This is a genomic window from Acinetobacter sp. 10FS3-1 (assembly GCF_013343215.1).
Taxonomy (GTDB): domain Bacteria; phylum Pseudomonadota; class Gammaproteobacteria; order Pseudomonadales; family Moraxellaceae; genus Acinetobacter; species Acinetobacter lwoffii_C.
Genome location: NZ_CP039143.1, coordinates 2145538 through 2169123, shown reverse-complemented (window position 1 = coordinate 2169123; position 23586 = coordinate 2145538). Strand labels below are relative to the sequence as shown.

The 23586-nt window shown below is 45.5% G+C and carries 17 protein-coding genes and 2 tRNA genes; 14 read left to right on the top strand and 5 right to left on the bottom strand.

The features are described 5' to 3' along the window. Positions 1-482 precede the first annotated feature (482 nt). From E5Y90_RS10170 to E5Y90_RS10155, 4 genes are all read left to right on the top strand, one after another. A complete protein-coding gene (locus E5Y90_RS10170) occupies positions 483-2084 on the top strand; it encodes an isocitrate lyase (RefSeq protein WP_151203924.1) in 1602 nt (533 codons plus the stop codon). 250 nt (positions 2085-2334) lie between these two features. Next, complete coding sequence (locus tag E5Y90_RS10165; protein WP_174660151.1) at positions 2335-5430, top strand: multidrug efflux RND transporter permease subunit; 3096 nt, start codon at positions 2335-2337, stop codon at positions 5428-5430. A gap of 212 nt (positions 5431-5642) precedes the next feature. After that, complete coding sequence (gene mgtE, locus E5Y90_RS10160; RefSeq protein WP_151203926.1) at positions 5643-6983, top strand: magnesium transporter; 1341 nt, start codon at positions 5643-5645, stop codon at positions 6981-6983. Positions 6984-7056: 73 nt separating this feature from the next. After that, on the top strand, positions 7057-7638 hold the full coding sequence (locus tag E5Y90_RS10155; RefSeq protein ID WP_151203927.1) for a DUF4112 domain-containing protein: 582 nt from the start codon (positions 7057-7059) through the stop codon (positions 7636-7638). Between the two features lie 95 nt (positions 7639-7733). Here E5Y90_RS10155 and htpX read toward each other — a convergent pair whose 3' ends face one another. Then, a complete protein-coding gene (gene htpX / locus E5Y90_RS10150) occupies positions 7734-8639 on the bottom strand; it encodes a protease HtpX (protein ID WP_151203928.1) in 906 nt (301 codons plus the stop codon). 171 nt (positions 8640-8810) lie between these two features. Next, positions 8811-9686: a lytic transglycosylase domain-containing protein gene (locus tag E5Y90_RS10145; protein ID WP_151203929.1), complete on the bottom strand. Its 876-nt coding sequence runs from the start codon at positions 9684-9686 to the stop codon at positions 8811-8813. Positions 9687-10187: 501 nt separating this feature from the next. Here E5Y90_RS10145 and ttcA point away from each other — a divergent pair. Together ttcA and E5Y90_RS10135 are read left to right on the top strand one after the other, a co-directional pair. Further along, the gene (gene ttcA, locus E5Y90_RS10140; RefSeq protein ID WP_151203930.1) at positions 10188-11114 is read left to right on the top strand and encodes a tRNA 2-thiocytidine(32) synthetase TtcA; all 927 of its coding nucleotides are present in this window, start codon (positions 10188-10190) and stop codon (positions 11112-11114) included. Positions 11115-11543: 429 nt separating this feature from the next. Next, positions 11544-11930: an SCP2 sterol-binding domain-containing protein gene (locus E5Y90_RS10135; RefSeq protein ID WP_151203931.1), complete on the top strand. Its 387-nt coding sequence runs from the start codon at positions 11544-11546 to the stop codon at positions 11928-11930. An 84-nt stretch (positions 11931-12014) separates the two neighbouring features. On the opposite strand, the gene E5Y90_RS10130 is transcribed toward E5Y90_RS10135, so the two are convergent. Next, the gene (locus E5Y90_RS10130; RefSeq protein ID WP_174660150.1) at positions 12015-13133 is read right to left on the bottom strand and encodes a transglycosylase SLT domain-containing protein; all 1119 of its coding nucleotides are present in this window, start codon (positions 13131-13133) and stop codon (positions 12015-12017) included. Between the two features lie 363 nt (positions 13134-13496). Between E5Y90_RS10130 and greB the strand changes: the two genes are divergently transcribed. The 3 genes from greB to E5Y90_RS10115 all read left to right on the top strand — a co-directional run bounded on the left by greB (position 13497) and on the right by E5Y90_RS10115 (position 14532). Next, positions 13497-13991, top strand: a complete 495-nt coding sequence (gene greB / locus E5Y90_RS10125; protein ID WP_151203933.1) for a transcription elongation factor GreB — start codon at positions 13497-13499, stop codon at positions 13989-13991. Between the two features lie 88 nt (positions 13992-14079). Further along, positions 14080-14169: transfer RNA gene (locus E5Y90_RS10120), tRNA-Ser, on the top strand. Positions 14170-14442: 273 nt separating this feature from the next. Then, a tRNA-Ser gene (locus E5Y90_RS10115) sits at positions 14443-14532 on the top strand. A gap of 54 nt (positions 14533-14586) precedes the next feature. Here the strand turns inward: E5Y90_RS10115 and E5Y90_RS10110 are convergent. Beyond that, a complete protein-coding gene (locus E5Y90_RS10110) occupies positions 14587-15537 on the bottom strand; it encodes a LysR substrate-binding domain-containing protein (RefSeq protein ID WP_174660149.1) in 951 nt (316 codons plus the stop codon). Positions 15538-15797: 260 nt separating this feature from the next. On the opposite strand from E5Y90_RS10110, the gene E5Y90_RS10105 reads away from it, so the two are divergent. The 5 genes from E5Y90_RS10105 to epmA all read left to right on the top strand — a co-directional run bounded on the left by E5Y90_RS10105 (position 15798) and on the right by epmA (position 22187). Beyond that, a complete protein-coding gene (locus tag E5Y90_RS10105; protein WP_174660148.1) occupies positions 15798-17021 on the top strand; it encodes an acyl-CoA dehydrogenase in 1224 nt (407 codons plus the stop codon). Between the two features lie 239 nt (positions 17022-17260). After that, complete coding sequence (locus tag E5Y90_RS10100) at positions 17261-18661, top strand: MFS transporter (RefSeq protein WP_174660147.1); 1401 nt, start codon at positions 17261-17263, stop codon at positions 18659-18661. A gap of 65 nt (positions 18662-18726) precedes the next feature. Then, positions 18727-19980, top strand: a complete 1254-nt coding sequence (locus E5Y90_RS10095) for a CaiB/BaiF CoA transferase family protein (protein WP_174660146.1) — start codon at positions 18727-18729, stop codon at positions 19978-19980. 162 nt (positions 19981-20142) lie between these two features. Then, positions 20143-21210 carry a 4-phosphoerythronate dehydrogenase gene (locus E5Y90_RS10090; protein ID WP_174660145.1) on the top strand — a complete coding sequence of 356 codons (1068 nt, stop codon included), beginning with the start codon at positions 20143-20145 and terminating at the stop codon, positions 21208-21210. Continuing rightward, positions 21207-22187, top strand: coding sequence for an EF-P lysine aminoacylase EpmA (gene epmA / locus E5Y90_RS10085; RefSeq protein ID WP_151204882.1), 981 nt, complete (start codon positions 21207-21209; stop codon positions 22185-22187). Before E5Y90_RS10090 ends, epmA begins: the two co-directional genes overlap by 4 nt. Positions 22188-22275: 88 nt before the next feature. On the opposite strand, the gene E5Y90_RS10080 is transcribed toward epmA, so the two are convergent. Next, entirely contained in the window at positions 22276-23517 is a 1242-nt protein-coding gene (locus tag E5Y90_RS10080; RefSeq protein WP_151204883.1) for a multifunctional CCA addition/repair protein, read from the bottom strand. Positions 23518-23586 lie beyond the last annotated feature (69 nt).

The following is a 23586-nucleotide window of genomic DNA, read 5'->3' as shown; positions in this document are numbered from 1 at the left end:
AGTCTAAAACAAAGTCAGGTATGTTGCACACTTTTAGCCTTAAAACCCGTAGCGTCAAGTCTGAGGTGGCTCAATCAATCTGTCGGCTGTATAAAAAATAACAGCGGTGAAGACCCGAATAGGACAGTTCAAATTCCCGAAAATGGCGGAATTTGCCATTTATATTACCTAAAATTTCCAAGTCCGACTTAAGTCGCATGGATAAAATTTAAACATGTTGGGTAATTTGTAAGCAAATTCTTATATATTAAAAATATTTAAAAACAATGTCTTATGTCTAGCATATTGAATTATCTTTAGACCTTTATCTATATATTTTTTAAATAAATAGTGAAGATTCTGGGAGAATATTGGATTAATTTTGACAAGCCCACTAATCTTTAGCTATCCCAACGGGGCGGCGAAAATCTAAACAGGTTGTTGAGGGTACGATTTTTGCTACTTGTTGTAGAAAAATCCTAATATTATTACAGGAAAAGATCATGACTACATACCAAACAGCGATTGATGCAATCCGCGAATTAAAAGCGAAATTCGGTAATACTTGGGCAGACATCAGTCCTGAAGATGCTGCGCGTATGCAAATGCAAAACCGTTTCAAAACTGGTTTAGACATTGCTAAATATACAGCGGCGATTATGCGTCGTGATATGGCTGAATATGATGCTGATCCTAGCAAATACACTCAGTCTCTGGGTTGCTGGCATGGTTTCATCGCACAACAAAAAATGATCGCGAACAAGAAATACTTCGGTACAACTTCTAAGCGTTATATCTACCTTTCTGGTTGGATGGTTGCTGCACTTCGTTCAGAATTCGGTCCTCTTCCTGATCAATCTATGCACGAAAAAACTTCGGTTCCTGCATTAATTGAAGAAATCTACACTTTCTTACGTCAAGCTGACGCAAAAGAATTAAACGATCTGTTCCGTGAACTTAAAAAGGCTCAAGAAGCTGGTGATACAGCTAAAGTTGCCGAAATCACTGCACAAATCGACAACTTCGAAACTCACGTTGTGCCAATCATTGCGGACATCGATGCTGGTTTCGGTAACGAAGAAGCAACTTACTTGCTTGCTAAAAAAATGATCGAAGCGGGTGCGTGTGCACTTCAAATCGAAAACCAGGTGTCTGACGCGAAACAATGTGGTCACCAAGCTGGTAAAGTAACTGTTCCACACGAAGACTTCATCGCTAAAATCCACGCGTTACGTTATGCGTTCCTGGAAATGGGTCTTGACGATGGTATTATCGTTGCGCGTACTGACTCTGAAGGCGCTGACTTGACTCAAAAAATCCCAGTGGTTAAAGAGCCAGGCGACATTGCTTCTCAATACATCAGCTACCTAGACACTCAAGAAATTGATATCTCTGAAGCTCAAGAAGACGAAATCCTGATCAAGCGTGATGGTAAATTACACCGTCCTAAGCGTCTAGCGTCTGGTCTGTACCAGTTCCGTGAAGGCACTCAAATTGACCGCGTTGTACTTGACTGTGTAACTAGCTTACAAAACGGTGCTGACCTTCTGTGGATCGAAACTGCAACGCCAAACGTTGAAGAAATCGCTCACATGGTTAACCGTGTTAAAGAAGTTGTTCCAAATGCGAAACTTGTTTATAACAACTCTCCATCGTTCAACTGGACTTTAAACTTCCGTCAACAAGCTTACGACCGTTGGGTTGCTGAAGGTAAAGACGTTTCTGCTTACGACCGTGCTAAGTTAATGAGCGCTGAGTACGACAACTCTGAATTGGCTGCTGATGCTGATGAGAAAGTACGTACATTCCAGGCAGATGCTTCTCGTGAAGCGGGTGTATTCCATCACTTGATTACACTTCCGACTTACCACACAGCTGCTCTTTCTACTCATGAGCTGGCTGAAGGTTACTTCGGTTCTGAAGGTATGTTGGCTTATGTTGCTGGCGTACAACGTAAAGAAATCCGTGGTGGTATCGCGTGTGTTAAACACCAAGCAATGGCAGGTTCTGACATCGGTGATGACCACAAAGAAATCTTCGCTGGTGACAACGCGCTTAAAGCGGGTGACGATGCGAAAAACACGATGAACCAATTCTCTGCATAAGCACTGAACTGATTCGAAAAAAACCCTGCTTATGCAGGGTTTTTTTTATGTCAAAAAAAATACAAACAAAAAAATAAAACGCTCTTTACAGCCTGCTTTTCAGGTATTCATTATTTCTTCATGATTGGGTGTTATCACAGCTTTTTGTGTTTAATTCTTGCATTCTCAAGCTATGTCATTGAATATCCATAAAGCTTGTTTATTTTGTGTACCTTCTTATCGTTCATCAAATCTGAAGTGATCCGGACTTATGTTGTCTAAATTTTTTATTCATCGTCCTATTTTTGCCGGTGTATTGGCCATAGTCGTGATGGCGATCGGGCTTTTTGCGGTGATGAATTTAGCTGTGGAACGATATCCTGACATTGCACCACCTCGGATCACTGTGGCGGCTACCTATACCGGTGCCTCTGCTGAAACGGTGGAGGAGAGTGTCACCCAAGTCTTAGAACAGCAAATCAAAGGGATTGATCATTTGCTGTACTTTAGTTCCAGTAGTGATTCTTCGGGACGAAGCCGGATCAGCATCAGTTTTGAAAATGGGACAGATCCGGATACCGCACAGGTGCAGGTGCAAAATGCCATTAACGGGGTCTTAAACCGCTTGCCGGAAGAGGTACAGCGTCAGGGAGTTAATGTCTTTAAGTCTCTGGGAGATACCCATATGGTCATCAGTCTGTATGACGAAAGTGGGCGCAGCAGCAATATCGAACTTTCGGACTATTTAATGACTCATCTGGAGCAGGATATTGCCCGGATTGATGGGGTGGGCGAGGTGGATGTTTTTGGTTCACAGTTCGCCATGCGGATTTGGCTACATCCGGCCAAACTCAAACAATATAGCCTGATGCCGAGCGATATACGGGCAGCAGTCGAAGCCCAGAATACCCAAGTGGCTGCCGGGGCGATAGGAGACCTGCCTACGGTCGAAGACCAGTATCTGAATGCCAAAGTCACCTCTGGCAGCCGTTTAAAAACGGTCGAAGAGTTTGAAAATATTATTGTGAAATCTGCTCAAGATGGCAGTTTTATCTATTTAAAAGATGTGGCGAGGGTAGAACTGGGAGCTGAAAATTATCAGTCTTATAGCACTAATAATGGTTTTCCATCGGCTGGTCTGGGAATTTCACTAGCCTCCGGGGCGAATGCCATTGCTACCTCACAACTGATCAAGGCCGAAATTTCCCGTATTGCCACACAATTACCCCCAGGCTATAAAATCGCCTATCCCCGGGATAATACGCCATTTGTGCAGGAGTCGATTAAGGAGGTTGTAAAAACCCTGATCGAAGCAGTCATCCTGGTGATTATAGTCATGTTTATTTTCCTGCAGAACTGGCGGGCAACCCTGATTCCTGCAATTACTGTGCCTGTGGTCATTTTGGGAACGATGGCGGTGTTATATGCGCTGGGGTTGAGCATCAATACTCTGACACTGTTTGCGATGGTGCTGGCGATTGGTCTACTGGTCGATGATGCGATTGTCGTGGTGGAAAATGTAGAGCGTCTGATGCACGAGCAGCAGCTGTCTGCCAAAGAGGCAGCTTTGGCATCCATGCAGGAAATCAGTGGTGCCCTAGTCGGGATTACTCTGGTGTTGACTGCGGTGTTTATTCCGATGGCATTCTTTGGGGGATCAACCGGCGTGATCTATCGTCAGTTTTCCATTACGTTGGTTGCTGCCATGTCGCTTTCCCTGATGGTGGCGCTCATCCTGACCCCGGCACTCTGCGCACTTATACTCAAGACGAATCCTCAACCTGTAAGATGGGCCAGCTGCTTTAACCAGAAACTCGACAATTTAAAAGATCGTTATGTGCATCTTTCCACCATGACCTTGCAACATAAAGCGATCTGTCTAGTGCTCTTTATCGGGTTGATTGGCATTTTTGCTCTATTTTACCGCGCTTTACCGACTAGCTTTTTGCCCAGTGAAGATCAGGGAATTCTGAGCCTGCAAATTCGCCTGCAGGAAGGTGCCCCTATGAAAAATACTATTCAAGTGGGTGAGCAGGTACGTCAATATTTTCTGGAACAGGAAAAAGCCAATATTAATCTGGTCATGATACGTTATGGTCGTAACTTCTCAGGTACCGGTCAGAACCTGGCGACCGGTTTTGTAGCCTTGAAGCATTGGGATGATCGTTCAGGGGGAGAAAATACCGCGCAGGCGATTCGTGAACGTGCCATGGCACATTTCCGTGATAATCCCAATGCTCAGATCAATATTAGTATGCCCGCATCGGTGAATGGTCTGGGACAAACCGACGGCCTGGATTTCTGGATTCGTGATATTAATGGCAATGGCCGTCAGTATCTGGAAGAGCAGTTCCAGAATATGCAGGCTAGTGCAGCTCAATATAGTAGCTTTGAAAATCTGGATAAGCGTTCCAATCCTGAAAAAGCCGAACTTAAAGTCAATATTGACCAGAAACAGGCCATGGCCAATGGTTTAAGCCAGTCAGCAATCAACAGCACGCTTTCAGCGGCCTGGGGCGGCAACTATATTAATGACTTTATTGATCGTGGCCGGATTAAACGGGTGATTATGCAGGGCGATGCAGAGTTTCGTTCCAAACCCGAAGATCTGGCACAATGGCATGTACGTAATGATCAGAACCAGATGATTCCATTCAGTAATTTTTCTAAGGTCGGCTGGAGTGGTGGCCCTGAGGTCGTCAACCGTTTTATGGGCTATACTGCACTGCAAATGGAAGCAGATATCAGCAAAGGTGCCAGTTCTGGTCAAGCCATGCAGGATGTAGAGCATCTGGTCGGTCAGCAAGAGGGTGTGGATGTGGTCTGGAGTGGTTTATCTTTTGAAGAAAAACAGTCCAATAACCAGGCGATCTGGCTTTATCTGGTCTCCGTTGGCTTTATTTTCCTGTGTCTGGCTGCTTTATATGAAAGCTGGAGTATTCCAACCGCGGTGATGTCAGCCATTCCTTTGGGGATTGGGGGGAATATTATTTTCAGCTCTCTGGCCGGTTTTCCAAATGATATCTATTTCCAGATTGCATTACTGACGACGATTGGCCTGTCCTGTAAAAATGCCATCCTGATTGTAGAGTTTGCTTCTTTGGCTCAGGATAAAGGAAAAACGGTGATCGAGGCTGCCCTAGAAGGAGCCTCCCTGCGTTTACGTCCGATTCTGATGACCTCGCTAGCATTTGGTGCCGGGATTATGCCATTGGTTTTTGCCTTCGGTGCTGGTGCGGTCAGCCGTCAGGAAATTGGAGTCAGTGTGCTGGGAGGCGTGATCTTCGGCACGGTACTGGTCCTGATCTTTACCCCATTTATGTATGTACTGATCCGCAGCCTGTTTCGTAAACACTCACCCGCCTAGTCATCTGTCTCATTCAAGCGAGCAAGAGTCTGAGCTGATCAGGCTCTTCTATTGTGCGCGGCAAAATTCTGATTTATCCGCTGTGATGAGAATCAGGTATTGCATGATTAATAATGAATATCCTGCTGATTTATCTTAGCCTTGGAAATAGGGAATACGCAGGACAGACCCGAACAATGACATGACGCATCAAGATTAAAAAAGAGAATTCCATGCCACAAATCGCCGAAAAAATACATCATGTGCAGCAACAGCTTCGCTCTGAGCATTATCAGGAAGCGATGGGCCTGTTAAATCTGTTAAATGTTGCAGATCAGGCGCGTATTCTGAAAGGATTGAAATTAGACGAGCAGGTGCAGATTCTGCAAGAGCTGGATGAGCCGCGCGGAGCATTTGAGTTTATGCCACTCAATCAACAGGTCAGCCTGGCCGAGCAACTGCCAGCAGCCATCATCATTCCTATTCTGAACACCATGAATCCGGATGACTTTGTCGATGTGTATAAGCGTTTAAGCTCGGAGTATCAGCAACAGTTGATGCCGCAACTGTCTGAAGACACCCGGCAGACCTTGAAGAATTTGGCGCTTTATCCAGAAGGCACTGCGGGGGCGCTGATGAGCTCCAGTTTTGTCAAGCTGCATCAGGATTTACGCATGGATGAGGCCATTCAGACCTTAAGAATGGTGGCCACTCCTCAGGAAACCATCTATCTGGTTTATATCGTAGATGAGCAGGAGCAGTTAATCGGGGTTATTTCTTTGCGGGAGATTATTCAGTCCGATCCACAAAAGACGATTGCAGAAGTCATGCACCGCGATGTTCTATATGCCCATTTCGAAGATGATCAGGAAAGTGTGGCGCGTGCTTTGGCCTATTATGATTTTATGGCTTTGCCGGTAGTGGATGAGCATAAACGGATTCTGGGAATTATCACTTATGATGATGCACTGGATATTGTAGAAGCTGAAACTACCGAGGATATCTTAAAGTCGGGTGCAGTTGAGCCTCTGGATGAACTCAGCCTGAAAACCGCACCGATTCTGACCTTGTATCAGAAGCGTGTATTCTGGCTGGTCGTGCTGATTTTTGGTAGCCTGCTCTCAGGAATTGGGATTGCACATTTTGAAGAGATTATTGCGGCCAATATCGTCTTGGTATTTTTTCTGCCGCTGCTGGTCGGGAGCGGCGGGAATGCCGGTTCTCAGTCGGCCACCTTGATGGTACGTGCGCTTGCCACGGATGATGTGGAATTTAAGGACTGGTTCAGTCTGCTCAGCCGGGAAATTCTGGTCGCTTTATGCCTGGGAATAACCATGGCTTTTGCAGTTTCGATTCTGGGCTATATTCGAGGAGATATGATGGTCGCTATTGTTCTGGCCATCAGTATGGTGGGAATTGTGGTGATGGGCTGCCTGATTGGGATGAGCCTGCCGTTTATTCTAAATCGCTTTAATATGGATCCGGCCAGTGCTTCGGCTCCCTTGGTCACCTCAATTTGTGATGCAACTGGTGTGGTAATCTATCTATTTGTAGCGTCAAAACTGCTGCTCTGATTGACAGATTTATATATCCTAGGCTTTAGCATACGGTATGCTCACGAAATAAATAGAAAATTTGGACCTAAACATGTCTGATTCTGACAGCAAGAAAGTCTTGACCCAACAGGAAGTCATCCGTCTGGAACGGGATCTGGCCAAATTCGCCAATCTGATGGATTCCCTGGTCAGGATTCCATTTACCAAACAGGGCGTAGGAGCAGATGCTGCCTTGAGTACAATTCCAGTCGCGGGCGATCTAGCCGGATTTGTCTTGACCTGTTATGCCATCTATAAAGCCAGGCAGGTTGGTGTACCGCGCAGCAAGTTAAATCCGGTCATGAAACTGGCTGTACTGGATGCCGTGGTCGGCTTTATTCCAGTAGTGGGCACCATCTTTGATATTTTCATACGCCCTAGCCGTAAGGCATTAGATGTTGTGCATGATCATATCAGGCAGGAATATCAGATCCTTAGCGACGATCATGTGGTGCATCCTTTTTTACATGAAAGTCTGGAGCGTAAACAGCAGCAGTCCAGGTTCTGGCGCAATCCTGTGGTGGCCTGGGTGTGGATTCATATTCCTGATCTGCTGGGGGCTTTATTCTTGATTTTGCTGACTGGTCTCATTGGATGGGGGAGTTTTGTATTGTATCAATGGATGAGCAGCTAAACTCCAAAGCTTTAAGATATGAATCAACGCACTTTAAAACGCCAGAAAAAAGCCTGCAGATGCAGACTTTTTTTAAATCAGGAACAACCGGTTGATTAAGGACAATCAAGCTGTTGTAGGGCCGCGACACGCTGTTCAATTGTCGGGTGCGTCTGGAAGAGAGCTGCAAGACTGAAACCCTGAGACTGACCTTCAGCAATGGCAAAGGCCTTCATCTCTTTTGGCATCGCATCCGGCATTTCTGATTCGGCCTGTAAACGTAATAAGGCTGAAATCATGGCCTGCTTGCCTGCAAGACGTGCACCCGCTTCATCAGCGCGGTATTCGCGATAGCGCGAGAACCACAACACGATGGCAGAAGCCAGAATACCAAAGACAATATCCAGAACGATGGTAATGACAAAATAACCAATCCCTGGAGCTTCGCCTTCTTCACGGCCAAAGAAAGTACGGTCGATGAAATCACCTGCCACACGAGCAAAGAACATCACGAACGCGTTCACTACACCCTGGATGAGCGCAAGTGTGACCATATCGCCATTGGCAACGTGACCGATTTCATGCGCCAGCACTGCACGTAGTTCGTCTTTGTTCATGCGTTCCAGCAAGCCTGTCGATACTGATACCAGCGCATCATTCTTGTTCCAGCCAGTTGCAAAGGCATTCGACTGATAAGACGGGAAAATTCCGACTTCTGGCATTTTAATACCAGCACGTTGAGACAGTTGCGCAACTTCTTGAAGTAACCATGCTTCTGCCTGATTACGTGGCGCATTCGGGTCAATCAGTTCAGTACCTGTGGTCTTTTTCGCCATCCATTTAGACATGAACAGGGAAATTAGGGAACCTACCATACCAAACACAAAACAGATGACTAACAGGTTGCCTAGATTCAAGCCACCCGCGCCATGGTAACTACCGACACCGAAGAGTGACAGAATAATGCCAGCTACAACCAGTACCGCGAGGTTGGTTAGCAAGAACAAACCAATCCGCATCATTGAGAAATCCTCTTATTATAGAAAAATAATCTGATTAGCAAATAAAATCATTGAACTCAATATGAGGTGGAATTATTAAAAATTCAAGAAAAAATTCGCAATCAGCTACAAAAAGTTAGCAGGAGTTTAGCCTGAATTACAGGCCATTTTCGAGCAAAAAAATCTTTATTATTAATCACTCAAATAGATTTTTGCTGCTGCTGAAGCATTTGCGGTGGCATAAGAGCCTATCGGAGCATCGGTATAGCTGCCATCGGCATTCACAATCACCTGACGTTGATATTGAGCAGCAGCCTGCATTGGGGCTGTATTGGTCGCAGGCGTAGTATAGTGGGCTGAACTGGCAATCACCCGGCCCTGATCGGCAGAAGCGGAATAACTGGCCTGTGAAACATGGACACCATTACTATATAAATTCTGATAACGGCTCGTTACCCGGCGAACATAGTCCTGAGTTTCACGGAAGGGAGGGACGCCCTTATATTTGGCGACATTGCCTTCACCGGCATTATAGCCGGCCAATGCCAGCGTGGTATTGCCATTAAAACGTTTCATCAGCCAAGCCAGGTATTTGGCACCTGCCATAATATTCTGGTGCGGATCATACGCATTGCTGACATTAAAGCGGCGTGCCGTAGCTGGCATCAGTTGCATCAGGCCTTGTGCTCCAACCGGAGAACGTGCATGCACATTAAAACCGGATTCGGTATGCATCACCGCTTTAATCAGACCTTCGGAAATACCATGGGTCTGTGCTGCCTGACGGATAATGGCATCAAAAGCATCTTTATTTTTACTATAGCTTGGTAAAACAGCAGCTTCGCTGTTGCCCCAGTTGCTATAACTGTGAATATTACTGTCTGGATAGTAGGTCTTCTTTTCGACCTGTAAATGATTATAACGGCTCTTTTTATTGGTCAATAAGGTACTGCCATTGCTGTCACGCAATTGATAGATCGTTTCACCGGCAGAGGCAAGTTGACTGCTCTGCAGGCAGACTACTGCACTAATCAGATGACACCCCAACCAAGATAGCTTTATTTTCATTGTTTATATTTGACAGATAATAAGCGAGTAAAGTTCAGGGGTGAGTTTAACAAAAAATTACGGAATGAACAGTATTCTGTGCTTTATTTCTAAACGAGTTTGTAAATGCAAGATCTGTTTGAGAGTTTATTCATCAAAAAAAATTTTTATTTAATTTAAAAGCCTAGGCTTGACAGGGGTAAGACATTGTTTTTTATGAAAAAATAAATTGATCAATAAGTGATCAATTTAAGGGGAAGCCTTAAATTTGGAGGCGGACAAGTTGTCAAGTCATTTTCAATCCACAAAGTTATCCACAGCTTTTGTGGACAACTGTGGAAAAGTGTAAAAGATAAGCACTTTGCTGGAAAAATGAACGCAAAAGTTTCGGCCTAGCTATTTAAATAAAGCATCAACATGAAGCTAGCATGACATTTGCAGGAAATTAAATTCTTTTGATGCGATATGCACCCGAATCGGCTAAAATTGCGCGGTATTTTTATTTATGGGTTAGTCTCGTCTATGTACTCGCCAGTTGAACCCGAGCAAGGATTTAATTTCAAACCTGAACCGCCAACCAGCTCTGCTTACTACCGTTTGTTGAAGAAGCTTCGCCGCCAGGTCGGACATGCCATTCGCGACTTCAAGATGATTGAAGACGGCGATAAGGTCATGGTGTGTATTTCTGGTGGTAAAGACAGTTATACCTTGTTAGATATCCTGCTTCAGTTCAAGCGCATTGCACCGATCAACTTTGATGTGGTGGCGGTAAATTTGGACCAGAAACAGCCAGGTTTTCCTGAAGATGTTCTGCCACGTTATTTAGAAGAAAATAACATTCCGTATTACATCCTGGAAAAAGATACCTATAGCATCACTAAAAAGCTGACACCTGAAGGCAAGACCTATTGTGCAGTCTGTTCACGCTTACGCCGTGGTTCACTGTATGGCTTTGCTCAGGAAATCGGGGCCACCAAAGTGGCGCTGGGCCATCATCGTGATGATATTCTGGCGACTTTCTTCCTGAACCTGTTCCATGGTGGCAGCCTGAAAGCCATGCCGCCGAAGCTGTTGTCTTCTGACAAAAAGAACATCCTGATTCGTCCGCTGGCTTATGTGGAAGAAAAAGACATTATCAAATATGCAGAAATGCGCCAGTTCCCGATTATTCCATGCAACCTGTGTGGTTCGCAGGACAATCTGCAACGTGCCATTATTAATGACATGCTGCGTGACTGGGATAAAGCGCATCCTAAACGTTTGCACAGCATTTTTGGTGCCCTGCAAAACGTATCGCCATCTCAGCTGGCAGATCGCGAGCTATTTGATTTTGAAGTGCTGGACAGCCAACGCGAATTTGATTTTAAAGGCAGCTGTTCGACTGAAGAGGCTGTTGAAGGTGAGAACCGCCGTATCAATATGGTCAATCTTGGCTTTGCCTTAGACTAAGACTAAAAAGCAGGCATCAGCTTTCGGGCTGATGTCTGCGTTGTTGACCCCTTATAAAAGAATGACGCTATAAATTATGAGGGTCTTCTAACTATATAAGAAATGACCAACCTTGCTTTATTGAAAGCGCAAGGGAAAAAGTATATTTTGCTGCTCTAGCATTAGATGTCATTGCTTGAAAATGATGCAATTTCCTGCCTTATATTTTAGATCAGCTCAAAAATATGTGTCGTTGCCTCTCGGGGAAGAGTCAACACTCGAGTTGCTGAAAAATAACTTAAAACCAGAACTACAAAAATTGAACGGTGCGTACAAAATTTGTTAGCCATTGCCACAATGATCATGTTATAACAAGGTACTAGCATAAATGCTCACCCTGATGTCGTCTGGATAGTCGACACAAATGAACAAATAAATTGAGGAAAGATCATGCCTGTTTTTTTATCTGATGATTGGTTTTCAACTGTAGATACATTGACTGCACAAGCGGGTAATCTGGATTTGCCACCCGCTTTGGCAAACCTTGCAATTAATTTGGTGGTTGCGGATACAACAGGTAATACTGAATTATCTTTAGATGGTGGCGTGATCAAAAAAGGTCTGTCTTCAAATGCGAAAACAACCTTAAATATGGATGCAGAGACCTTACGTAAAGTCTTCCTGGAATTTGATATGGCTGCCGCAATGCAAGCCTTCATGACAGGTAAAATTAAAGTACAGGGCGATATGTCGCAATTAATGGCGCTGCAAACTGCAAAACCAAGTCAGGCGCAAAAAGACCTGTTCAAAAAAGTGCTTGAAAATACGACAGCATAATTCTCGCTGAACGCTCGTATAAACCAAAAAAGCTTACCCGAAGGTAAGCTTTTTTTATGTCTGCCAGTTTTAAATACGGGATATTTAGATATTTACCAGCTGTGGCGTGGTCTTGATATGCTCTAAATAAGCACGGATACGCGTCACATATTGTACTGCCTGACGGTAACGGCCATTATTGGCTTTGTTCTGATCCAGATAGGCATATAAGTTCACCCAGTTATTTGGATTCTTGCCTTGGGCCTGAATCCGCTTTTGCAGCTGATTGACGGCACCTGGACCCATATTATAAGCCACCAGCGCAAACCAGTTCCGGTCTGGATAAGGAATATGCTCGTAGCGATCCAGCATCTGGTCATAGTACTTGGCACCACCCTGGATGCTTTGCAGTGGATCGGTGCGGTTGCTGACGCCCATTGCTTTGGCTGTACTATTGGTCAGCATCATCAGGCCGCGTACACCCGTTGGTGAAACTGAGTTCGGTTTAAGATAGGATTCCTGATAACCAATGGCTGCCAGTAAATGCCAGTCCAGGTCATATTGTTTGGCTGTCTGCTTAAAGCTGGCCTGGTAGATGGGCAGGCGATTGCTTAAATCACGCTGAATGGTATTCCAGGACTCTTGCTGTACCACATTGCGGTTATAAAAAGAAGCCAGCTGTTTAATGACACCACTTTGTTTGCCGCGACAGACAAAAGCGCTTGCTGTTTGGCTGAGTGGATCATTCGCTGACTTAAAGACCAGATTCAGATTGGTATTCAGGCCGTTGCTGGACAGGCTATACTGATCTCCACAGGTCGCAGAGAACCCAGTTAAGCGTTGCTTTTCAATAGCCTGTATATCTGATGTGGTCATCGCCAGATTGGCTTTTCCTTTAGCCACCCATAACAGGGCAGTGGCATTGTCAGGAACAATTTTAAAGTCCAGCTTGACATTCAGGTTGTTGGCATAGCTACGCACCAGGTCATAACCAAACCCATGCAGATGTTCACCATCCTGAAAGACGGTACTCGGATTTTTGACCGCCACAACGGTCAGCTGCTGACTGTTGACTACCTGGTCATACTGCAAGGCAGTGTTGCTTGCATTCAGGCTGTGAAAAGGAATAAATACAGTGCTTAATACAAGTGCTTTAACGGGGAGAGAAGAAATAAAAGATCTTAGGCAAAGCCTCGTAGACCCAGTGGTTGAACTACTGTGCATGTTGTCTCCGCTACTAGTAATTTATGCCCTAAAAATTACAGGTAACACAGCCTGAAACTTTTAAAAGTTTGATAAATTCAATAAGGGTTGGGCAGTCATGACGTCATTCAGAATGACAAGAGAATTACAAGGGATTGTGTAGAAAAACTACATAGAGTAAAAAGTGATCAATTTCAAAAGATGGGTGCATAGTAATGATGTAAAAAATGATTGTCAAATTTTGTAGGTGATTTATTTTTGAAATGTAATTTAAGTGGTTAAATTTATTAGGGAATTTTTTTTAAAATTAAGCTTGCCCTAAAATGGTGAATAAAATAAGCTGATGAGTTGTCAATAATGAGCAAATTAACTTAGTTAAGCGCAATGAAATCAAACCTGATCACCCGTGGCGGACACGATAAATTAGTGGCAGAACTTAAGAATCTGTGGCATGAAGAACGTCCGGAAATTACCAAAAAGGTAAACTGGGCGGCCAGTCTGGGCGACCGTTCAGAGAACGCCGATTACCAGTACAACAAGCAGTTGTTACGCAAGATTGACCGTCGAGTGCGTTATCTGGGTAAGCGTTTAGAAGAGCTAAAAATTATTGATTTTTCACCTGAACAGGAAGGAAAAGTCTATTTTGGAGCCTGGGTTGAAATTGAAAATGAACAGGGTGAACAAAAGAATTTGCGGATCGTCGGGGTCGATGAAATTTATGATCATCATCCACAGCATATTTCGATTGAGTCTCCTATGGCACGTGCCTTGTTGGGCAAGCAGGTGGATGACGAAATCGAGGTTATTACACCGTCAGGTAAGAAGCTTTGGTATATCAACTCGATTGATTATGAAAAGCCAGAAAATTCAGCAAATTAATAGAATTGATTTTATTTTGTTCAGTTGATGCAGGGAAATTATAAAAATATTTGCCAAGGGCGATTTTTATTTATATGATGACGGCCATGGAAGCGTGGCAGAGCGGTTTAATGCACCGGTCTTGAAAACCGACGAGGGTGTGAGTCCTCCGTGAGTTCGAATCTCACCGCTTCCGCCAAATTCAAAAACCCAGTCTACAGGCTGGGTTTTTTTATAGCTGCTTAAATTTCTGTCGCAGGAATGAAGGGATATAGACGAAGAGAAATACGGCATCTCAAAGCGCCAATTGATTCGTTGCTGCTGACTTTATTTATTGTTTCGTCCTACTGAGTTTTTATCTTTATTCAACTTATTCTTTCCGGCTGATTTTTAGCTGAATAAACCGGTTTTTACACAAGTTTTGCTAAATTTTATTGCTAATTCGGCAATTTATTTATATGATGGCGGCCATGGAAGCGTGGCAGAGTGGTTTAATGCACCGGTCTTGAAAACCGACGAGGGTGTGAGTCCTCCGTGAGTTCGAATCTCACCGCTTCCGCCAGATTCAAAACCCCAGTCAATGATTGGGGTTTTTTTATGGCTAAATAGTGAATATTCAGATATTCGCAATAGAAGTGGGGTTTTGGATTTCCTGCTGTAACCAGCTGGCAAACTTTTCAATCAGGGGGGAACTTTCCTGACCGGAATGCACCAGATAATAAGCCCGTTGCTTTGCGAGTGTCTTTGTCGACACCAATACCAATTCCTGTTTATTTAATTCTTTTTCAATCAGCATTTGCGGAATTAAGGCCATGCCCATAGCATGTGTTGCCGCGACTGCCAGCATGGAAAACAGCTCATGACGCTGGCCTTGAAAAGGATTGGCATGTTGAATCTGATGCAGTTTAAACCAGTCTTCCCAGATATTGGGCCGGGTGGTCTGTTGGAGTAAAGGTAGTCGAATCAGCTGCTCCGCACTCAGATCAAAACTATAAGAGTTGATCATGCTGGCATCCGGAAAATACTGCCGGATCAGGCTGGGTGCGCAAACCGCGACCACATCTTCATGCATTAAAAAATGACTATAGGTTCCAGGCCATTGTTCCAGCTGCTGCGGTGTACCTGCATAGATTGCCGCATCAAAAATATGTTCCTGAAACAAAAAAGGCCGGGTACTGGTTTCCAGATGCACCGTAATTTCAGGATAAAGCTGATGAAAGCCCTGAAGTTTTGGTAAGAGCCAGCGGGTGGCAAAGGTCGGAACCACGCCCAGTTTTAAGGTGCCGCCACGGCCTTGATGGGTAATGACATCTACAGTAGCCTGTTCCAGCCCTTTTAGATGCGGGCCGATACTTTTAAGGTATTGCTGTCCGGCATTGGTTAACTCTACGCCATGCCGTGTTCGGGTAAATAGTGCTGTCCCCAGATAGTCCTCTAGCTGCTGGAGCTGGCGAGAAACAGCGCTTTGTGTCAGAAACAGCTCCTGTGCTGCATAGGTATAGCTGGCGTGGCGTGCAGCAGACTCAAAACAGATAAGGGCTTGCAGGGAGGGGATTTTTCGGCGCATCTGGTCATCCTTGACGCATGGTAAAAAAATAATCAGATATTAATAAACGGTATGTTCATGTTGTCCAAGTATAGGGCTTTAGGGTGAAAAATAGTCATTACCGGGTTAAATTTCTTTTTAAGAAGAAGTATCTAGACAAGTTATGCGTAAAACGCATAACTGCATGCAAATTAATTGGTTGAAGCAGTGGCGATTCATGCATAAAGTCAGTCTTAAGGATAAAACAAGATAATATCAACGAAGGATTGGCAGAGGACATTATGAATCAAATGGTCGATACTAAAAAAGCAAGCAAATCATACTTCAACTGGCAAGATCCATTTTTACTGGAACAGCAGTTGACTGAAGAAGAACGCATGATTCGGGACAGCTCACAGGCTTATTGTCAAGACAAGCTGATGCCGCGTGTGCTCGAGCAGTTCCGTCATGAAAAAACCGATCTGGCTATTTTTCGTGAGATGGGCGAGCTTGGTCTGTTGGGTCCCACCATTCCTGAGCAATATGGCGGTGCGGGTTTAAATTATGTCAGCTATGGCCTGATTGCCCGTGAAGTGGAGCGGGTCGATTCAGGTTACCGTTCCATGGCCAGCGTACAAAGCTCTCTGGTGATGGTGCCGATCAACGAGTTTGGTTCTGAAGAGCAGAAACAGAAATATTTACCGAAACTGGCTTCGGGTGAATACATTGGCTGTTTTGGTCTGACCGAGCCGGATCATGGTTCTGATCCAGGTAGCATGATCACGCGTGCCAAGAAAGTCGAGGGTGGTTACCGTCTGACAGGTGCGAAAATGTGGATTACCAACAGTCCGATTGCCGATGTATTTGTGGTCTGGGCCAAAGAAGTCTCAGCAGAGGGTAATGTCGGTGATATTCGCGGCTTTATTCTAGAAAAAGGCTGGGAAGGGCTGTCTGCACCAGAAATTCACGGCAAAGTCGGTCTGCGTGCTTCGATTACCGGTGAAATCGTGATGGATAATGTCTTTGTGCCAGAAGAAAATGCGTTTCCGGAAATTCGCGGCTTACGTGGTCCATTTACCTGCCTGAACAGTGCACGCTATGGTATTGCCTGGGGTGCAATGGGCGCAGCTGAATTTTGCTGGCATACCGCCCATCAGTACACCATGGACCGTAAACAGTTTGGCCGTCCACTGGCTGCCAATCAGTTGATCCAGAAGAAGCTGGCGGACATGCAAACTGAAATTGCTTTGGGCCTGCAAGTGGCTTTACGTTTTGGCCGAATGAAAGATGAAGGCATTGCTTCAGTGGAAGGGACTTCACTGATCAAGCGTAATAACTGTGGTAAAGCGCTGGAGATTGCGCGTCTTGCACGTGACATGCTGGGCGGGAACGGTATTTCTGATGAGTTTGGCGTTGCCCGTCATCTGGTGAACCTTGAAGTGGTGAATACCTATGAAGGCACACATGATGTACATGCCTTGATTTTGGGCCGGGCTCAAACAGGCATTGCCGCATTCTGCAATTAATTAAATCAAACTTTTCTTATTGATCTGAGGATGTTCATACCTGAGCATCCTGCAGGATACTTATCTTAAAAAATTAATCAAAACGTCAATAAAGGATTCATCGTAAAACATTCTTGTCAATCGATGCTTATGCAAGCCTGTGTCTAAAAAATATCGGAATAAAAATAATAAAGAACAGGCAAGCAAAGGTGGAGGACTGGGACTGTCGATGGCTCATTTGGGAAAATGAGGTAAATGGAATGAAGAATGAGATTAATCATACGTCTGCGGTCGCAGCGCTGAAGTTGCCCTCGAATGTAGGCACTCTGCATCGTATTACAGCACATACCTGGAAACTGGCCTTTATTTTTGCTTTTATTTCACTGGTGATTGACGGCGTGGATATCATGCTGTTGTCGTTCAGTCTGACCAGTTTGAAAGCAGAGTTTGGCCTGACTTCTTTTCAGGCTGGCATGCTAGGAAGTGCTTCTTTGGCAGGGATGGCGCTGGGCGGCATTACGGGTGGATGGGCCTGTGACAAGTTCGGGCGGGTAAAAACCATTGCCTGGTCTGTGGTGTTTTTCTCGATCATGACCTGTATTTTGGGATTTACCCAAAGTTATGAGCAGTTCATGATTTTACGTTTTATTGGTGCTTTTGGACTCGGTTCACTCTACATGGCCTGTAATACGTTAATGGCTGAATATGTACCGACCAAATACCGGACCACAGTCTTAGGAACGCTACAAACTGGACAGACGATTGGCTATATTGTCGCCACTTTAATGGCCGGAGCCATCATCCCTGATTATGGCTGGCGCATGCTGTTTTATGTAACTATTATTCCTGCGGCCTTTGCCTTGATTTTTATGCGCTTTGTGCCAGAACCGGCATCTTGGCAGGAAGAAAAAATCAAGCAATTGCAAAATCGTCATATAAAAGCTGAAGCTGAGCCGACGCTACCTGTTGCCCAACAGCCAGCGGAAAGTATTTATAAGCGTATTTTTGGCCACCAGCAGCACCGTAAAATGTTTTTGCTGTGGATGACCACTGCGGCATTTTTACAGTTTGGCTATTATGGCGTAAATAACTGGATGCCTACCTATCTTGAAACCGAACTCAACATGAACTTCAAGGCATTGACCGGTTATATGGTAGGTGCATATACGGCCATGATCCTGGGCAAGATTTTAGCGGGTTATCTGGCAGATAAATTTGGCCGCCGGATCACTTTTGTATTTGGTACGGTCAGTACAGCTGCCTTTTTACCGATTATCATTTTCTATAACAGCCCGACCAATATTGCCTACTTACTGGTCACATTTGGCTTCTTATATGGCATTCCATATGGCGTGAATGCAACGTATATGGCGGAAACCTTTTCTACTGATGTGCGGGGAACTGCGATTGGCGGTGCCTACAATATGGGACGCTTGGGCGCAGCTATTGCTCCTGCAACGATTGGAATTATTGCTGCGGGCGGTTCATTTACCCTGGCCTTTATTGTGATGGGTGCCGCCTACTTTATTGCTGGTGTAATTCCTGGACTCTTTATTCGTGAGCGTCAATATGACCCGCAAGCCAATCTGGTGGTTCCAGCAGATGAAGAAGCTAAAGCTAAGAAGACGGTAGTGTCGGACCGACCAGCTGCTGTGAAATAAAACCTGAAATAAAAATGATCAGGATGGAGCAGTAAGGTCCATCCCCCTTAAAAAGGAAGAAAGATATGGGAGCTTTACAGGGAATTCGTGTTTTAGACTTGAGTCGCGTGCTGGCAGGACCTTGGTGCGGACAGATTCTGGCTGATCTGGGCGCTGAAGTCATCAAGATTGAAAGGCCGCATGTCGGGGATGATACCCGGATGTGGGGACCGCCCTGGATGTCGGACCAGGAGGGCAATGCCACACGTGAGTCCGGATATTTTCAGTGTGCCAACCGCAATAAATATTCGGTTGCAGTCGATATTGCGAGTGCCGAAGGTCAGGAACTGATCCGGGAAATTGCCAAAACGGCAGATGTGGTGATTGAAAACTATAAGGCAGGTTCACTGGCAAAATATGGCCTGGACTATGCCAGCTTAAGCGCACTAAATCCGAAGCTGGTGTATTGTTCGATTACTGGGTTTGGTCAGGATGGGCCACGTGCCGAAGAACCCGGCTATGATTTCATCATTCAGGGCATGTCGGGCCTGATGAGTATTACCGGTGAAAGTGATGATAGACCAGGTGGAGGCGCACAGAAGGTCGGCGTGGCAGTAGTTGATATCCAGACCGGCTTATATGCAACCATTGCCATACAGGCCGCCCTATGGTCATGTCAACAGAGCGGACGCGGCCAGTATATTGATATGTCGCTCCTCGATGTGCAGGTCGCAGCACTTGCCAATCAGGGCATGAACTATTTAAGCTCGGGTGTTTCGCCGGTGCGGATGGGAAATCATCACCCAAATATTGTGCCTTATCAGACTTTTAAAGCAAAAGATAAGGAATTTATTATTGCCTGTGGTAATGACAAGCAATTTAAAGATTTATGTATGGCCATTGATTTGCCGGAGCTACTACAAGACAGCAGGTTCCAGCGTAATCAGGATCGGGTAAAACATCGGGATGAATTGATTGCATTATTATCTGAATATTTTCTCAGAAAAAATGCCAAAGACTGGGTTGATGCGATCCATGCTGTCAAAGTACCGGTCGGGGTGATTAACTCGATTGAAGAGGCATTGGCTGAACCACAAGTCCAGCATCGCGGCATGGTGGTCGATGTGCCACATCCATTGAATGATCGCTTCCAAGTGATTGCTTCGCCGATCAAGCTGTCTGAAACCCCGGTAGAATATCGGCATGCGCCGCCACAACTGGGCCAACATACCGGCTTTATCTTATCCCGCTTCAAAACTCCGGAACAATTGGCTGCATTGCAGGCCAAAGGCATTATTGATGGCTCGATTCACTCTCTTGCCGATGAGACGGTGGCCTGAAAGCAGCGCCTTGATATTGCTTTCATGACATGCCTTTGCCGGAGTGAATCTCTACTTCGGCTTCTTTATATTGGTATTTTTGCTAAGGATTGATTCTAAGGGAAAATAGTCACATGCCAGTGGACGCGGTATGATACGCAGATGCAGTCATTGGAACAGATTATGAAAATTGTTGCAGATGAAAATCTGGCATTTACCGACTATTTCTTTGCCGAATTTGGTGACATTCAACATCGCGCAGGACGCAGCCTGTCTGCACAGGATGTTAAAGATGCGGATGCTTTACTGGTTCGTTCCGTGACCCAGGTGAATGCAACCCTGTTACAGGGCAGTCGGCTTAAATTTGTGGGTAGTGCCACGATTGGCACCGATCATCTGGATATTGCAGCGCTGGAAAATAAGCAGATCAGCTGGGCCAATGCACCGGGTTGTAATGCGCAGGCTGTGGCTGAATATGTGATTACGGCTTTATTGCATGTGCAGCCAGACCTACTCAATGCTGGTCAGCAATTTACTTTGGGTATTGTCGGCCTTGGCAATGTCGGTTCGCGTCTGGCCACTCTGGCAAAACTGCTGGACTGGAAGGTAATTGCCTATGATCCCTATGTACAGCAGGAACAGGTTCAGCAAGTGGAATGGACGGAACTACTTAAGCAAGCGCATGCAGTCTCGCTACATGTGCCGCTTACCAAAACTGGCCAGTACCCGACCTATCATCTGATTAACGCGGTTAGCTTGGCGCACATGCAGCCTGAGACCTTCCTGATTAATTCCGCACGTGGTCCGGTGATTGAAGAGCAGGCCCTGATTCAGGATATTCAGAAGACTGGAAGAAAAGTGGTGCTGGATGTCTTTGAACACGAACCGGAAATTTCTGAACAGCTGCTTGATCTGCTGACTTTGGTGACGCCCCATATTGCCGGTTATAGTCTGGAAGGCAAGGCACGTGGTACACAAATAATTTATGACGCATTTTGCCAGACGTTTGGCTTTGACAGGCATAAACAGTTTGAAACCCAGTTGCCTGTCTGTGAGCCATTTTTCCAAAACCAGAATTTGAAAATGTCGCTACAACAGCATCTGTCTCAAATCTACGACATTGCCCGTGATGATGCCAGTCTGCGTGCCTGTCTAAAAGACGGCAAGGTTGACCAGCAGGCATTTGACCATTTACGTAAAACCTATCCGCTACGCCGGGAATGGGCAGCACATGGAGGGCCACAAGCATGAGCCAGTCCGTGTCCTATCAACCGACTTGTGATCTGCAAAGTATTCAAGCGCGCGCCAGAATGTATACTCAAATCCGCCAGTTTTTTGCTGAACGTAAAGTGCTGGAAGTTGAAACCCCTGTCTTGTCACAGGCAGGTGTGACCGATGTACATTTAGCATCTATTCAGGCACAGCGCCATGTCATGGGCAAGCTGAGTACTCATTATTTGCAAACCTCCCCAGAATTTGCCATGAAGCGTTTATTGGCCAGTGGAAGCGGGCCGATTTACCAGATTTGTAAAGTTTTCCGTGATGATGAACATGGCCATAAACACAACAGCGAGTTTAGTATGCTGGAGTGGTACCGTCCGGGTTTCAGTCTGAAAGAGTTAATGTTTGAAGTGACTGAGCTGCTAAATGGCGTCCTCAAAGCACGCTTTGGTGAAGTACGGCCAACGGTCCTGAGTTATAAACATGCCTTTATGGATCGTCTGGATTTAAATCCCCTCCAGGCGACTGTGCCACAATTGCAGGATTGCTGCCGCAGGGTAGGACTGAATCTGGACTTGGGCAATGACCGTCTGGGCTATATTGATCTGTTATTTTCACATATGGTAGAGCCAAGCCTGGGTTTTGATACTGTTGTATTTCTGACAGATTTCCCGCCTGAGTTGGCCTCACTGGCTAAAACCACACTTGATGAAGACGGTGAACTGGTTGCTGCACGTTTCGAGCTGTATATTGAAGGGCTGGAACTGGCGAATGCTTATGACGAGCTAATAGATGCCGAGGTTTTGCGCTCTCGTTTTGAAGCGGATAATGCCGAACGAGCAGCACTCGGTTTGCATGTGATGCCCATCGATGAATATCTGCTGGCAGCATTGCCCAAGATGCCGGAATGTTCAGGCATTGCCTTGGGGCTGGACCGTCTGCTGATGGTTGCAACCCGGCAGATGAAGCTAGAGCAGGTGATTGCTTTTCCAGCAGATATTTCCTGATCCAGGCTTAAATTTTGTTTAAGCTTTCTTGGAGACAAGAAGCTTAGGTGTAGGCCTTAAACAATAAAAAGCACCCAAGGGTGCTTTTTTAATCAATATCAATAGTCTGTTGATATTGTTCCTTTAATACTCCCAGTGCCTGAATACGCCGTTCAATCAGCATCTCCCCAATGTCCGGTCCCTGAATATCGGAGGGTAGGTCTTGAGCTTTAATATTTCGTACCAGCTGCATGGCTTCTAGTACATATTGTGCCTGCGGATAAGGCCGGTCTTCCAGACCTAAGCGGCCACGCGAATCACATTCACAGGCTTGTATAAATGCTTCGACACGCTCAGGACGACGTAATACATCCAGCCGCTGCAATAAACGCCATAAAGTGCCGGGCTTCAGATTAAAAGCCTGATGGCATTTTAGATGCTCCTTACATACCGCCAACGCCAGCTGTTTGGTATAAGTCGGTACTTTGAGCCGTTCACATAATGCCGTTACCGGTTTAATGCCGCGCTCTTCGTGCATGATATGTCGCGGTAATTCTTCTACAGGCGTCAGCGCTTTACCCAGATCATGCACCAGAACCGCAAAACGTACATCCAGACTATAATTCTGACGGCAAGCTTGTTGTAAAGACATCATGGTATGAATACCGCAATCAATTTCCGGATGATATTCAGGGCGTTGCGGAATACCATATAACGCATCAATTTCCGGGAACAGAACTTTTAAAGCACCACAACTGCGTAACACTTCAAAATAAACATCCGCATCACGCTCCATCAGGGCACGTGCTGTCTCTTTCCAGACCCGTTCCGGGGTTAGCGCATCCAGTTCACCTGATTCAGTCAATTGTTGCATGAGTAGCAGGGTTTCATCAGCAATCTGAAAACCCTGACGATGATAGCGTGCAGCAAAACGGGCAATCCGCAGGACTCTTAATGGATCTTCAATGAAGGCATCGGACACATGACGTAAAACCCGATTTTCCAGATCTTGCTGACCGCCATACGGATCATAAATCTGGCCGGCCTCATCCATGGCCATAGCATTGATGGTCAAGTCGCGGCGGATCAGGTCCTGTTCCAGCGTTACACTGATGTCAGTGTGAAATTCAAAACCATGATAACCAGAACCGGATTTGCGTTCGGTGCGGGCTAGCGCATATTCTTCTTTGGTTTCTGGGTGTAAAAAAACAGGAAAATCTTTCCCGACAGGATGATAGCCTAAGCTCAGCATATGTGCAGGCGTGGTACCAACCACCACATAATCTTTTTCGTGATAGGGATGCCCGAGTAAGTGATCTCGCACTGCACCGCCTACTAAATAAACTTGCATGAAAAAACCTCTATTCTTAACAGCATCATGCTACAGAATAGAGGTTTTCTCAAGTTAAGAAGTGACGCG